At 74.3% G+C, this 13,649-nt stretch carries 11 protein-coding genes; 2 read left to right on the top strand and 9 right to left on the bottom strand.

Annotated features, from left to right (window positions below):
• Positions 1-16: 16 nt before the first annotated feature.
• The gene (gene steA / locus ACTFTM_RS12930; RefSeq protein ID WP_405433895.1) at positions 17-1,195 is read right to left on the bottom strand and encodes a putative cytokinetic ring protein SteA; all 1,179 of its coding nucleotides are present in this window, start codon (positions 1,193-1,195) and stop codon (positions 17-19) included.
• A gap of 119 nt (positions 1,196-1,314) precedes the next feature.
• Complete coding sequence (recN, locus tag ACTFTM_RS12925) at positions 1,315-3,072, bottom strand: DNA repair protein RecN (protein ID WP_449566009.1); 1,758 nt, start codon at positions 3,070-3,072, stop codon at positions 1,315-1,317.
• Between the two features lie 102 nt (positions 3,073-3,174).
• Here recN and ACTFTM_RS12920 point away from each other — a divergent pair, with 102 nt between their 5' ends.
• Positions 3,175-4,194: a helix-turn-helix domain-containing protein gene (locus ACTFTM_RS12920; RefSeq protein ID WP_449566008.1), complete on the top strand. Its 1,020-nt coding sequence runs from the start codon at positions 3,175-3,177 to the stop codon at positions 4,192-4,194.
• Between the two features lie 81 nt (positions 4,195-4,275).
• Here the strand turns inward: ACTFTM_RS12920 and ACTFTM_RS12915 are convergent, their stop codons facing one another.
• From ACTFTM_RS12915 to ACTFTM_RS12895, 5 genes are all read right to left on the bottom strand, one after another.
• Positions 4,276-7,989 (bottom strand): S8 family serine peptidase, encoded by a 3,714-nt coding sequence (locus ACTFTM_RS12915; RefSeq protein ID WP_449566007.1) that lies wholly within the window; start codon positions 7,987-7,989, stop codon positions 4,276-4,278.
• 158 nt (positions 7,990-8,147) lie between these two features.
• The gene (locus ACTFTM_RS12910) at positions 8,148-9,032 is read right to left on the bottom strand and encodes an NAD kinase (protein ID WP_449566006.1); all 885 of its coding nucleotides are present in this window, start codon (positions 9,030-9,032) and stop codon (positions 8,148-8,150) included.
• Between the two features lie 88 nt (positions 9,033-9,120).
• On the bottom strand, positions 9,121-9,975 hold the full coding sequence (locus ACTFTM_RS12905) for a TlyA family RNA methyltransferase (RefSeq protein ID WP_449566005.1): 855 nt from the start codon (positions 9,973-9,975) through the stop codon (positions 9,121-9,123).
• A 37-nt stretch (positions 9,976-10,012) separates the two neighbouring features.
• Positions 10,013-10,294, bottom strand: coding sequence for a hypothetical protein (locus ACTFTM_RS12900; protein ID WP_449566004.1), 282 nt, complete (start codon positions 10,292-10,294; stop codon positions 10,013-10,015).
• Positions 10,291-10,950, bottom strand: coding sequence for a hypothetical protein (locus ACTFTM_RS12895; protein ID WP_449566003.1), 660 nt, complete (start codon positions 10,948-10,950; stop codon positions 10,291-10,293). The genes ACTFTM_RS12900 and ACTFTM_RS12895 overlap by 4 nt, the downstream gene beginning before the upstream one ends.
• Positions 10,951-11,061: 111 nt before the next feature.
• On the opposite strand from ACTFTM_RS12895, the gene ACTFTM_RS12890 reads away from it, so the two are divergent.
• Positions 11,062-11,400: an SCP2 sterol-binding domain-containing protein gene (locus tag ACTFTM_RS12890; protein ID WP_007458481.1), complete on the top strand. Its 339-nt coding sequence runs from the start codon at positions 11,062-11,064 to the stop codon at positions 11,398-11,400.
• A 115-nt stretch (positions 11,401-11,515) separates the two neighbouring features.
• Here the strand turns inward: ACTFTM_RS12890 and ACTFTM_RS12885 are convergent, their stop codons facing one another.
• Both ACTFTM_RS12885 and ACTFTM_RS12880 read right to left on the bottom strand, forming a co-directional pair.
• Positions 11,516-12,541, bottom strand: coding sequence for an HAD-IIA family hydrolase (locus ACTFTM_RS12885; RefSeq protein WP_449566002.1), 1,026 nt, complete (start codon positions 12,539-12,541; stop codon positions 11,516-11,518).
• On the bottom strand, positions 12,538-13,530 hold the full coding sequence (locus tag ACTFTM_RS12880) for a hypothetical protein (protein WP_449566625.1): 993 nt from the start codon (positions 13,528-13,530) through the stop codon (positions 12,538-12,540). Before ACTFTM_RS12880 ends, ACTFTM_RS12885 begins: the two co-directional genes overlap by 4 nt.
• Positions 13,531-13,649 lie beyond the last annotated feature (119 nt).

Here is a 13,649-nt window from a genome sequence, read left to right as displayed (position 1 = left end):
CTTGATCGGTCGGGAACTAGAAGAGCCGGTACAGCTGGAACACGAAATTGTCCCACCACTCGGCGACCACGCCCAGGTACGCCTTCCCGACGGTGGAGACCGCCACCGCGGAGGCCATCGCCGCGATCGCCGAGAGCACCAGCAGCAGCAACGACGAACCGGAGATGCTCTGCCGGTAGAGCCGACTCACGCCCTTGGCGTCGACCAGCTTGCCGCCGACCTTCAGCCGGGTCAGGAACGTCGAGGCCATCCCGCCGCGCCCCTTGTCGAGGAACTCGACGAGGGTGGCGTGGGTGCCGACCGCGACCAGGAGGGAGGCGCCCTTCTCGTCGGCCAGCAGCATCGCCAGGTCCTCGCTGGTCGCCGCCGCCGGAAACGTGATGGCGGGGACGCCGAGCCCGTTGACCCGGGGGAGGCCGGGCGCCCGCCCGTCCGGGTAGGCGTGCACGATCACCTCGGCGCCGCAGCGCAGCACGTCGTCGGTGACCGAATCCATGTCCCCTATGATCATGTCGGGCGTGTACCCGGCCTCGACCAGCGCGTCCGCGCCACCGTCCACGCCGATCAGCACCGGCTTGAACTCCCGGATGTACGGGCGCAGCACGTCCAGGTCGGCCTTGTAGTCGTAGCCGCGCACCACGATTAGGCAGTGCCGGCCCTGGATCTGGGTCTGGATGTCCGGCACGCCGACGCCGTCGAGCAGCAGGTCGCGTTCCTGGCGCAGGTAGTCCATCGTGTTGGCGGCGAACGCCTCCAACTGCACCGACAGCCCCTCCCGGGCGTCGGCCATCGCCTTGGCGACCGACTCGGCGTCCTGCAGTGTGCCGTGCGCCACCGGCTCCTCGCCCGCGAAGACGGTGTTGCCCTCGATGCGGACCTGGTCGCCCTCGCGGATGCGCTCGAAGACGCCCTCGCCGAGATCGTCCAGGAGCGGAATACCGGCGGCGATCAACACCTCCGGCCCGAGGTTGGGGTAGCGGCCGGAGACCGACGGCTTGGCGTTGAGGACCGCGGCGACACCGACAGCGACCAACGAGTCGGCCGCCACCCGGTCCAGGTCGACGTGGTCGATGACCGCGATGTCACCGGGACGAAGCCGGCCGACCAGGCGTTTCGTTCGGCGATCAAGGCGCGCGGTGCCGAGGACTCTGCCCGGTTCGGCATTCCGGTTCCGGCGCAACGTGGGTAGACGCATCGTGACCATCCTGGCATGTGAGGCAGGCTTTTCTGTCGCGACATGCCTGAGCAGGGCCGCCTACCCAGGGAAGCACACGCCGACGCGAGCCGGTGTGCTTGCGCCCACAATACGCGGCGTCACAACCGCCTTTCCTTCGCCGCGACCGCCAGAAGCTCCTCGGCGTGTGCGATACCCAGATCCGAATCGGGCAAACCGGCGAGCATCCGGGCCAGCTCGCGGGCGCGTTCGGTGTCCTCCACGACCCGTACGCCGCTGGTGGTCACCGCGCCGCCGGTGTCCTTCGCCACCACGAGGTGCCGGTCGGCGAACGCGGCCACCTGCGGCAGGTGCGTGACGACCAACACCTGGTGACTGCGGGCCAGCCGGGCCAGCCGCCGACCGATCTCCACGGCAGCCTGGCCGCCGACACCCGCGTCGACCTCGTCGAAGACGAGCGTGGGCGGGCCGCCGGACCCGGCGAAGACCACCTCGATGGCGAGCATCACCCGGGACAGCTCACCGCCGGAGGCGCCGCGCTGCAACGGCAACGACGGCGCGCCCGGGTGGGCCAGCAGGCGCAACTCCACCTCGTCACCACCGTCGGCCGCGACGCCCACCTCGACGCCGTTGACCGTCAACGACGGCTCGGCCCGGCCCGCCGGTCGGGGCAGCACCGCCACCTCGATCCGCGCGTGCGGCATCGCCAGACCCGCCAACTCGACGGTGACCTGGTCGGCGAAGCGGACCGCCGCCTCCTGCCGGGACACCGACACCCGGCCGGCCAGATCGGCCACCTCCGTGGCCAGCCGCTGCCCCTCCCGGTCCAGCTCGTCGAGCAGGTCGTCGGACGTGTCCAGGTCGGACAGTCGGGTGCGGGCCCGCTCGGCCCAGGCGACGACACCGTCGACGTCGTCGGCGTACTTGCGGGTCAACGTGCGCAACGCGGCCCGCCGCTCGTAGACGTGCTGCAACCGGGCCGGGTCCGCGTCCAGCGTCGCCAGGTACGCCGACAGCTCCGCCGACACGTCGGTGACGAGGGTGGCCGCCTCCTCCAGCCGGGCCGCCAGCTCACCCAGCGCGGGATCGGTGCCGGCCTGCGCCTCCAGGGTGCGCCGGGCCGTGCCGAGCAGCGACGCCGCGTCCGGCGTCTCGTCGGCCGCGTCCGCTCCACCCGCCACGCACTGCTGGGCCAGCTGCGCGGCCGTGCGCAGACCCTCGGCGTGCTCCAGCCGCTGCGCCTCGGTCTTCAGCTCGTCGTCCTCGCCGGGCTGCGGGTCGACGCGGGTGATCTCGTCGAGGCCGAGCCGCAGCAGGTCGGCCTCCTGGTTGCGCTCGCGGGCGTTGCGCCGCCGGTCGGCCAGGTCGTCGACGACCCGCCGCCAACCGGTGTACGCCTCGCGCAGCGCGTCGAGCAGCTTCTCGTGCGCCGGCCCGGCGAACCGGTCCAGGGCGGCCCGCTGCTCGGCCGGACGCAGCAGGCGCAGCTGGTCGGACTGACCGTGCACGGCCACCGCCTGCTCGCCGACCTCGCCGAGCATCGACACGGGCATGCTCCGGCCGCCCAGGTGGGCCCGCGAGCGGCCCTCCACCGTCACCGTACGGCTCAGGAGCAGCGAGCCGTCCTCGTCGGGCTCGCCACCGGCGTCGCCGATCCGGGCGTGCACCGAGTCGGCGACGCGCCCGGAGAGGCGCAGCCGCCCCTCGACCACGGCCCGGCCCGGCTGGGCACGCACCCGCCCGGCGTCGGCCCGGCCGCCGAAGAGCAGGCCGAGGCCGGTGACCACCATCGTCTTGCCGGCACCGGTCTCGCCGGTGATGACGTTCATGCCGCCGGTCAACGGCAGCGTGGTGTCCTCGATGACGCCGAGTCCGGTGATGCGCAGCTCTTCCAGCACAGCACCCGACAGTAGACGCGAGGGCCGACAGTTGACCAGCCGACGGGCCCCACGACCGGGCCCCGGTGCGGCCGTGACCTCGCCGACGTACAGTCTTGCCCCGTGTTGGACGTGATCGGCCTGACTCCCGCCGAGGAGGAGCTCTACCGCTGCCTGCTCCAGCTCACCACGGCCCGCGTCGACGAACTGGTCCGCCGGCTCGGTTGGCCCCGGGCGCGCGTCGTCGAGCAGGTCGAGGCGTTGCGGGCCAAGGGTCTCGTGCAGCCCACCGAGAACGATCCGGACGGCCCGCTGCGCCCGACCGCGCCGGACGTCGCCCTCGGCGCGACGCTGCTGCGCCGGCAGGAGGACCTGGAGGCCGCCCGTCGCCGGGTCACCCAACTGGCCGAGGAGTACCGCGCCGGCCTGCGCCGCCACCACGTCGACCACCTGGTCGAGGTGATCCGCGGCGGTCGGACGCTCCGCGACCGACTGCGCGACCTGCAGAACTCCGCCCGCGAGGAGGTGCTGTGGTTCTGCCGCGCCAACCCCCTCGCGATGGCCGGCCCGGAGAACGTCGAGGAGTTCGACGCCCTCGCCCGCGGGGTGAGCTACCGCGCCATCTACGAGCGGGACCTGCTGTTGGAACCCGGCGCCCTGACCGACCTGGCCAAGGGCGTCGCCGCCGGTGAGCAGGCCCGGGTGCTGGACCGGCTACCCGTCCGACTGGCCATCGTGGACGCGCGTACCGCCATCTGCCCGCTGGTGCCCGACCGGTACGGCGGCGAGCCGAGCGCCGCGGTGATCGGCCGCAGCCAGCTGCTCGACGCGCTGATCGCCCTCTTCGATAGTCACTGGCGGGTCGCCACCCGGCTGCGACTCGACGATCCGCTCCCCGGCGCGGCGACCGAGCAGCGCCGCGACACCGGCGACGACCGTCCGGCCGACGGCTACCGGCCCGACGCCGACGAGGCCCGGCTGCTGTCGCTGTTCGTCGCCGGCGTACCGGACAAGTCCATCGCCTCCCAACTCGGGGTGAGCCGCCGGACGGTGCAGCGCCGCCTCGCCGACCTGATGGAGGCCGCCGGTGTCGACACCCGGCCGGGGCTCGCGTTCCAGGTCGCCCGGCGCGGCTGGCTCTGACCTGGCGCTGCGGCCGTCGCGCGTCGACGGACGCGGCCGGGCTCACCGTCGCGGTGACGGTGGGCCCGGCCGGTCCGGCGGTCAGCGCAGCCCGTACGCCCGCAGCACCGTCTGGTCGACGGTGTTCCCGGCCCGGTCGGCGGCGTGCACCCGCAGCGACACCGTTCCGCGTCCGGCCGGCACCATCGCCGTGTAGCGCACGCCCGACCCGTGGGTCGGTACGGACCGCCAGGTGACGCCCTCGTCGAAGGAGACCTGCACGGTCACGCCGGTCCCCTTCGGCGCGGGCGCCCCGACCGGCTGACGCAGGGTCAGCCCCACCTGGTGCGGGCGGTTGCCGGGCACGGTGCCGGACAGGTCGGCCGGCACCCGGTAGTCCACCTGCAGCAGCGACAGTGGCGTCGCCGCGTCACCCGCCGGGCGGGCCGAGGTGAACTGCCACGCCGTGTCCGTCCGGGTGGCGTAGCGCCACCCGTCCGAGGCCCGGCGGGTCGTCACGTCGAGGCGGTAACGGGCCGCCTCCGCCGTGGTCGGCACCGGCGCCCAGCCGTCGGACAGGTCGGCGATCTGCCGCCCGTCGCGGCTGAGGCGGGCCTCGACGTCGTCCGACTCCTCGCTGTTGCCCGCCACGGTGTAGTGCCCGTCGGCGTCGACGAACTCGGGCACCCGCACGTCGAGGACGTCGCCCGTCCGCGTCGGCACCGGCGCTCCGCTGGCCGGCACGGCCGGACGCACCACCGGGGCGTGCCAGGACTCGGTCTCCCGGTCGTCGGCGGCGTACCGCCGGGGCTCCTGGGCGAGGCCGCCGGTCAACTGCCCCCACTGCATGAACATCTGCTTGTGCAGCACCCGGTGCTGCCACCAGTTGTCCCCGGCGCTGACGAACTCCTGCCGCGTGGTGCCGTTGTGGACCAGCCGCTGGTCGTCGTTCCAGGCGTACTCCTGCCACGGACGCCACCCGAACCGCTCCTCGGTGGCCCAACCCGCGCCGGTGTCGCCGTACCGCGCGGTCACCTCGGCGGTGTTTGCCGCGGTGACGGTGTGCACGACGCGCTCCGGCACCCGCCCCTTCGACACCTGCCAGACGTCGTACAGGTAGGGGCTGTCCACGGTCAGCGTGAGGTCCAGCGTGGCACGACCCCGGCGCGCCGCCGCGATCAGTCGCTGCCCGTCGTCGTACGCCACGACCATCGCCGGGACGGGTAGCCGCTCCCCGTCGGGGCGCCAGACCGTCCAGGCGCTCTGGTCCTCGGGGCGGACGATCAGCACCGCCGCCGCGCCGGCCGCAGCCGCCGCGGCCACCTGCTCCTCCTCGCTGCGGTTCTCATCGGTGGTGAGCAGCGCGGCCGCGCCCCGCACCCGGGTCAGCTCGGCGGGTGTTCCGGCGCCCGCCCAGACCAGCGGCAGCTTCCGTCGCCCGGTCGGCGCCGGGGACGAGCCCAGCAGGTTGATGTCCGACGGTCCGGACACACCGCTGATCCGGGCGTCCACCATGGGCGCGACGAGCTGCCAGCGGGAGGCGAACTCGAACTCGCCCTGGCGCACCGGTCGGGTCGGCGTGACGTTGACCTGCTGGACAGTGCTGTACGCCATGACACCGTGGTCGATCTGGCGTCCGTTGCCGAGCACCCGGTGCACGTAGAAGCTGAGCGTGGCCCGCTGCTCGCTGGGCTTCGGCGTCTCGACGCGTACCGGCGTGCCCGTGCGGGCGTCGAGCACGACCGTCAGGTCCCGGTCGACGGTCAGCTCGGGTTCGACGGTCTGCGTCAACTGCTCGTCCAGGGGCGCGCCGTGCTCGACCAGCGCGGTCAGCAGATAGGTGCCCTCCTCGACCCGTAGGGTGCCCTCGCCCGGCCACCAGCCCCAGTAGTCCGACTCGGGCTGCTCACCGAAGAGGGTCAGGGCGGGCGAGAGGGTCGGCTGACCCTGCCGGCCCAGCACCTTGATCGTGAGGTCGTGCAGCGGTCCGCTGACGGTCAGGCCGACCGGCGTGCGCACGGCGACGCCGTCCGCGCCGGTCGCCACCAGCCATCCTCCGTGCGGACCCCGGGCCAGCTTCGCCGGGTCGGCGCGCAGCGGCACGGTCACGCTGCCGCCGGCCGGCACGGTCACCTCGCCCGAGCCGACGGCGACGCCGTCGGTCTCGGCCGCGCCGCTGTCCAGGTTGCGCAGCTCCAGGGCCAGGCGCAGGGTCCGCGCGACGGACGTGCCATTGGTGTACGTCACACCGCGCTCCGCCACCGGTCCGCCGCTGGTGACCCGGCCGAAGTCGGCGGTGGCCGACGCGTACACCCGTTGCGTGAGCGCCCGCGCCACGTCGACCCGACCACCGCCCTGCTCGAAGACGGTCAGCTCCGGGTTCGCCTTCGTGGTGCTGACCAGCGCGTCCTTGAGCGCGCCGGCCTTCCAGTCCGGGTGGTCCTGAGCGAGGATCGCGGCCGCGCCCGCCACGTGCGGGGTGGCCATGGACGTCCCGGACGCCGCCGTGTAGTCGTCGCCGACCGGCGTACCCATGGTGGTGCCGGCGGCCCGCGCGGCGACGATGCCCACGCCCGGCGCGGTGATCTCGGGCTTGATGCCGTTGTCCCCGACGCGCGGTCCCCGGCTGGAGAAGTCCGCCAGGTTGTCGTCACGGTCGACCGCGCCGACGGTCAGCGCCGCCGCGGCCGCGCCCGGCGCGTTGACGCTCCGCGCCTGGCCCGAGTTGCCGGCGGCGATCACGAACAGCGCGCCCGTCTCGGCGGTCAGGTCGTTCACCGCCTGGCTCATCGGGTCGGTGCCGTCGGTCGGGCCGCCGCCGAGGCTCATGCTGATGACCTTCGCGCCGGAGTGGGCGGCCCACTCCATGCCGGCGATGATCGCCGAGTCGTAGCCGGAGCCGCCGTCGTCGAGCACCTTGCCGACCAGCAGCCGCGCGCCCGGCGCGACGCCCTTGCGCAGCCCCGCCGACGCCGCTCCGCTGCCCGCGATGGTGGCGGCGACGTGGGTGCCGTGGCCGTGGCCGTCACGGGCGCTGCCGCTGCCGGAGAAGTCCCGCTCCTCGGCGATCCGCCCGGCCAGGTCGGGGTGGGTGGCGTCGACACCGGTGTCGAGCACGGCCACCGTCACGCCGCTGCCGTCGCGGCCGGCCGCCCAGGCCGCCGGAGCGCCGATCTGCGGGACGCTGTGCTCCAACGTCGGGCGCACCCGACCGTCCAGCCAGACGTGGGCGACACCGCCGCCCAGCCGAGGGGTCGTGGTCCGGGTCGTCGGCGTGCTGGCGAGCGTGGTCCACAGGTCACCCAGCTCGGCCTTGCCGACCCGTACCGCGGCGCCGTTGATGCTCGGCAGGGGCCGGGCGTCGGTGACGCCGCCGAGCGGCCGGACCCGACCGGCGGACGGCTCCTGGTAGCGCACGATCAGCGGCAGCGCGCCCTGCGCGGCGTCGCCGTAGCCGTCGGCGGCCAACTCCTGCACGTCGAACAGGTTGGCGTCGAGGAGGCCGCCGGAGATGTAGGGCGCCGCGTCGCTGGGCACGACCCGCAGCCCGCCGTCGACCTCGAGGGTCTGGAAGATGATCCGCTCCCGCCCGGGTCCGGGGCGTACGGTGGCGGCGACCCGGCCCGGCGCGGCCGGCGACAGTTCGACCTGGTCACCGGTGATGAGGGTGATGCGGACGGGCGCGACGGCCGGGGCGGCTGCGCCCAGGCTCGGGCCGGTGGGCCGGACGGGCGGCTCGGCGGACGCCGGCGCGGCGAGGCCGACCACCAACGCGCCGACCGCGCCGGCGTTGAGCCAGCGGGGGGACCAGTGCATGCGATGCGCTCCTTCACTCCTTCGGGCCCGACATCCGTGGATGAGGACCGATGGGAGTCTGCGACGCAGCGCACAACCAGGTCACTAGCCTCTCGCCGCCGCAGCGGCGACATGTCGTCAGGTGGACAACCGCCGGACACCGACGGTGTGCGCCACCGTCACCGGCGGCTGCCCCGCCAGCCGTGCACCGGCAGGCCGAACTTGGCGACCAGCCGGTCGGTGAACGGGCGGGCACGCAGCCGCACGATGCGCACCGGCAGGGCACCGCGGCGCACGGTCACCCGAGCGCCCGGCGGCAGGTCGTACACCCGCCGGCCGTCGCAGGCGAGCACGGCCAGGGTCGTGAACGGGTCGACGGTGATGACGAACGTCGAGGTGGGTGCCGTGACCAGTGGACGGCTGAACAGCGCGTGCGCGCTGATCGGCACCAGCAGCAGCGCTTCGACCTCCGGCCAGACGACGGGGCCCCCGCCGGAGAACGCGTACGCGGTGGAGCCGGTGGGGGTGGCGCAGACCACGCCGTCGCAGCCGTAGCGGGACAGCGGCCGGCCGTCCACGTCGACGAGGAGTTCGAGCATCTGCGCCCGTTCGCCCTTCTCGACGCTGATCTCGTTGAGCGCCCACGACTCGATGGTCGGCCCGCCGTCGAACTCGGCCGTGACGTCGAGCGTGAGCCGCTCGTGCACGGTGTAGTTGCGCTCGACGACGTCGCGGACCGCGGTGTCCAGGTCGTCGATCTCCGCCTCGGCGAGGAAGCCGACCTTGCCGAGGTTGATGCCGAGCAGCGGCGCCTTCGCCGGACGGGCCAGCTCGGCCGCCCGCAGGAACGTCCCGTCCCCGCCCAACGCGAAGACGATCTCGGCGCCCTCGGCGGCCTCCGGGCCGCCGACCGGCACCACGCCGGGCAGGTCGAGATCATCGGCCTCGTCGGCGACGACCCGCACCTCGAATCCCGCGGCGATGAGGTCGGCGGCGACCGACCGGGCGTGCTCGGTGCTGCGCCGACGACCGGTGTGGGTCACCAGCAGCGCCGTGCGGCTCATCGGACGGGCCGCCCGTCCGCGACCGCACGCCCCGATGGCCACGCCCCGGCACGCCCGCATGCCGTCGTGTGCCGCTCGCTGTACGCGTTCACCCTGCGACCTCCTCCGCCGCCACGCCCGGCACGTCGCCGGCCGTCGTCGGGCCGTCCGGTCCGGCGTCCACCACGGCCCGTACCCGCTGCGGGTCGGCCGCCGGCGCGCCCCGGCGCAACCATACGAAGAACTCGACGTTGCCGCTGGGCCCCGGCAGCGGACTGGCCGCCACGTCCGCCAGGCCGAGGCCGAGCTGGGCCGCCGCGGCTGCCACGTCGAGCACCGCCTCGGCGCGCAGCGCCGGGTCGCGGACCACACCGCCGGCCCCGACCCGTTCCTTGCCCACTTCGAACTGCGGCTTCACCATCAGCGCCAGGTCGCCGTCCTCCCGGGTGCAGCCGGCCAACGCCGGCAGCACCAACCGCAACGAGATGAACGACAGGTCGGCCACCGTCAGGTCGACCGGCCCGCCGATCGCGTCCGCGACGAGGGTACGGACGTTTGTGCGTTCCAGGACCCGGACGCGCTCGTCGGTCCGCAGGGACCAGGCGAGCTGCCCGTAGCCGACGTCCACGGCCACCACCTCGGCGGCGTCGGCGCGCAGCAGCACGTCGGTGAAGCCCCCGGTCGAGGCGCCGGCGTCCAGGCAGCGCCGCCCGGCGACGTGCAGCCCGCCGAACGCGGCGAGGGCGCCCGCGAGCTTGTGTCCGCCCCGGGAGACGTACTCCTCGGTCGGGTCGTCGCCGGTGACCAGCAGCGGGTCGGCGGGGTCGACCATCGCGGCGGCCTTGCGCGCGGGCACTCCGCGCAGTTGGACCCGGCCGGCCTCGACCAGCGCGGCGGCCTGCTCACGCGAGCGGGCCAGCCCGCGACGGACGAGTTCGGCGTCCAGCCGGTTGCGACGTGCCATGGGTGTTTCTCCGGTCTGTCGGGCGGGGTCGCCCTGTTCAGGTCTGGTCGATGGTGGCGAGGGTTTCGCGCAGCGTCTCGTAGGCCGCCTCGTACTGCGCGATCTGGTCGGCCGGGGCGAGCGCCGCCGCGTTGTCCATGGCGCGCACGGCCGCCTCGACCGCCGGGTGGCTCGCCGCGTCGTCGGCGCCGGCCGCCAGGTCGGGCGGCGGGCCTGGGCGGACGCCGGGCGGCGGGCCAGGGCGGGCCGCGAACGAGCCGGCCGGCGGCGGGCCGGGCCGGAAGCCCCCGGGCGGGCCGGGACGCGGGACGTCGCTCACGACTCACCGTCCGGGCGGCGCTTGCGGACGGCCTTCTTGGCCGGCATGACCGCCGGGGTCGGGGTGTCGTCCTGGCTGACGGGCGTCGGCGTCTCGTCGCCGGTCCTGCTGATCGTCGCGGGAGGCTTGCGGGCGATGGCCTTCTTCGCGACGGCCTTCTTCGCGATCGCCTTCTTGGCGACGGGCGCGGGGGCCTTCGTGACGACCGGCGGCGCGGCCTCCTGGGCGACCGGTGCTCCGGCGGGGCCGTCGGACGGCACCAGGGGGTCACCGGGTGGCGCCGCGCGGGTCGGGTCGGGCTGCGGCGTGGCGGCGGACGGACCGCTGGCCGTCGTCGCGGCAGATGACTCGACGGCCCGCGCCTCGCGCAGTTGACGTTCCAGGTCGCGGACCCGCCGGGTCAGCTCGGCCACCTCGTCGGCGGTCGCCAGACCGACCGCGCCGAGGGCCCGGTCGACCTCGAAGCGGACCAGCTTGGTCAACGCCTCCCGGTTGGCGGCGCTGGTGCTGACCAACTCCTCGCCGAGCGCCTGCAACTGCGCGGCGGTGGCCCCGCCCGTGCCGACGACACGACGGACCGCGTCCTGTGCCTTCTTCCGGGGCGCCTCCGCCAGGCCCAGGGCCAGTTCGAGGTAGGCGCGCCACGCGTCCTGCATGCCTTGGTCCTTCCATCGGGCGGGGTCTGCAGGTGTCACGCTACCGGGCACCCCGGACTGTCCCGTGCGGTACGGTGCCGGGGACGGCGTGGCGATCGGCGAGGGGGACATGTGGCCAGCGTGGACGAGTGCCGGCAGGCGTTGCAGGAGCTGGCCGCCCGGTTGGACCGCAACGCCGAGACGGTCCGTGAGCGTATCGACCTGGAGCGCACCCTGGCCTGCCGCATCACCGACCTCGACACGGCCTTTCACGGACGGATCAGCGGTGGCCGCCTGGTCGAGCTGACCGACGGCGACGACCCGAAGGCCAAGATCGCCTTGAGCACGTCCAGCGACGACCTGCTCGCCCTGGTCCGCGGCGATCTGGACGTCACCAAGGCGGTCACGTCCCGCCGGGTGTCGATCAAGGCCAACCCGTTCGACCTGATGAAGCTGCGCAAGCTCCTCTAGAGGTTCGCGCTCGACCGGCCCGCCGTGGCGGTCGCCGGCCGCACGCCGTGCGGACCGCTCCGCGCGGCGGCCAGCCGCACGCGTCGGCGGTCTGCCTCCCGCCCGGGTGGCGGCCTCACGCGTCGGTGGCCAGCCCGAAGCTCTTCAGGGCGGCAGCCGCGTCCGGGCCCGCCGGGCGGATCGCCGGCACCGCCGGGGCCGCCCAGGCCGCCGCGCACAGGGCTGCCAGCGCGTCCAACGCGCGGCCCGCGCCGGCCAGCTCCAGCGTGCCGTCACGGTCCGTGACGGACCACCCGCCGGCGTCCGTCGGGCCCGGGACCCGCACCGCCGCCGCCGGGTCGAAGAGCCCGGCCAGGTCCCGCGCGACGTACGTGGGCCGCCGTCGTGGCTCGGCCGCGAGCAGCTCGGGTACGTCGCTGACACCGGTCAGGACGAGCAGGCTGTCCAGCCCCGCGCGGCGGGCGCCCTCGATGTCGGTGTCCAGTCGATCGCCAACGACAAGTGCCTTCCCGCCGTCACCGCGTCGGGCGGCCGTCTCGAACAGCGCGGACTCCGGCTTGCCGACCACCAGGTCCGGATCCCGCTCCAACGCGGTACGCAGCACCGCGACCAGTGACCCGTTGCCCGGCAGCGGGCCACGGGCGCTGGGCAGCGTCCGGTCGGTGTTGGTGGCGACCCAGAGCGCGCCGGCACGCACCGCCACCGACGCCTCGGCCAACTCGGCCCAGCCGACCTGCGGGCCGTAGCCCTGCACCACCGCGGCCGGCTTCTCGTCGGCACGACTGACCGGGGTCAGCCCGACCGCGCGCAGCTCGGCGCGCAACGCGTCCGCGCCCACCACGAGCACCGGCGCGCCAGCCGGCAGCCGGTCGCGCAACAGCTCGGCAGCCGCCGCGGCGGAGGTGAGAACCTCCTCCGGCCGCGCCGGCACACCCATCCCGGTCAGCAGGTCGGCGACATCGCTGGAGCGGCGTGAGGCGTTGTTGGTGGCGTACGCGACCGTCCGCCCCTCGGCGTGCAGCCGGGCCACCGCCTCGACGGCGCCGGGAATCGGCCGGTCGATCAGGTAGATCACACCGTCCAGGTCGAAGACGACCAGGCTGTACCCGTCGATCAGCCGCTTCCCGGCGTCCGCGCTCACCGCTGCGTCGACTCCGGCTCGTCACCCCGGGTGGGGGCGGCTTCGTCGCCGTTCGCCACACGGCCACCGTCGTCGGCGGGCGTGGTCAGCGCCGGGGAGACGTCGTCCTTCAGAGGGCTGCGGACGTCGACATCCTCGTCATCACCGTCGACGTCCTCGGCGTTTACCCGGTCGGCGTCCTGCGCCAACCGGCCGGTGACGCCGTCCTCCTCGACGTCGTCGAAGTCCTCGTCGCCGTCGTCATCAGCGTCGTCGAAGTCGTCCTCGTCGTCCTCAGCGTCGTCGTCGAAGTCGTCCTCGTCGTCGACGTTCTCGTCGTCGCCCGCGGTCAGGTCCGTGTCCGGCTGAACCGGTACGGCGCCCGGCGTGCCCGGGCCGGTGGCGATCTCCTCGGTCTCGTCCTCGTCGTCGCCCTCGATGAGGACGCCGTCGAGTTCCAGCAACCGCTCAGCGGCGTCGGTCTCGCCCTCGGTGTCCACGTCGGCGGCGCGGGAGAACCACTCGCGGGCCTCATCGCGCCGGTCCACCGCGAGCAGCGCGTCCGCGTACGCGTACCGCAGTCGCGCAGTCCACGGCACCGTCGTCTCGCTGGTGAGGTCGGGCACCTGGAGCATCGCGACAGCCGCGTCCTTCTGGCCGAGGTCACCCCGTGCTCCGGCGGCGACGATCAGCAGCTCGATCGCGACGGCCTGGTCCAGCTTCTCCTGGTCGGCGCCCCGGTACAGGTCGATCGCCCGCTCCGGCCGGCCGAGCGCGCGCTCACAGTCGGCGAGCACTGCAAGGTGACTCTGCAAACCGGTCATCCGGTGGTACGTCCGCAGCTCGGCGATCGCGGTCTGCCACTCCCCCGCGTGGTACGCGGCCAGGCCGACCGCCTCACGGACAGCGGAGATCCGCGACGCCAGCCGCCGCGCGGCCAGCGCGTGGGCCAACGCCTCGGCCGGGTCATCGTCGATCAGCTGACCGGTGGCGACCAGATGCCGGGCCACGGTCTCGGCGACCGGCTTGTTCAGCGAGAGCAGCTCGGCACGGACGTCCTTGTCGAGGTCGGTCGCGACGATGTCGTCCGGCAGTGCCGGGGCACTACCGCGCCCACCCTCGGACGCCT

The sequence above is a fragment of the Micromonospora sp. RB23 genome, from assembly GCF_053585025.1.
Note: the sequence above shows the minus strand (reverse complement) of the source record. Positions and strands in the feature narration are given on the sequence as shown.

What these genes read in the sequence shown, in the direction of transcription:
- steA (WP_405433895.1), bottom strand. Translation starts at nt 1,195, where the DNA reads ATGCGTCTACCCACGTTGCGCCGGAACCGGAATGCCGAACCGGGCAGA.
- ACTFTM_RS12915 (WP_449566007.1), bottom strand. Translation starts at nt 7,989, where the DNA reads ATGCACTGGTCCCCCCGCTGGCTCAACGCCGGCGCGGTCGGCGCGTTG.
- ACTFTM_RS12910 (WP_449566006.1), bottom strand. Translation starts at nt 9,032, where the DNA reads ATGAGCCGCACGGCGCTGCTGGTGACCCACACCGGTCGTCGGCGCAGC.
- ACTFTM_RS12905 (WP_449566005.1), bottom strand. Translation starts at nt 9,975, where the DNA reads ATGGCACGTCGCAACCGGCTGGACGCCGAACTCGTCCGTCGCGGGCTG.
- ACTFTM_RS12895 (WP_449566003.1), bottom strand. Translation starts at nt 10,950, where the DNA reads ATGCAGGACGCGTGGCGCGCCTACCTCGAACTGGCCCTGGGCCTGGCG.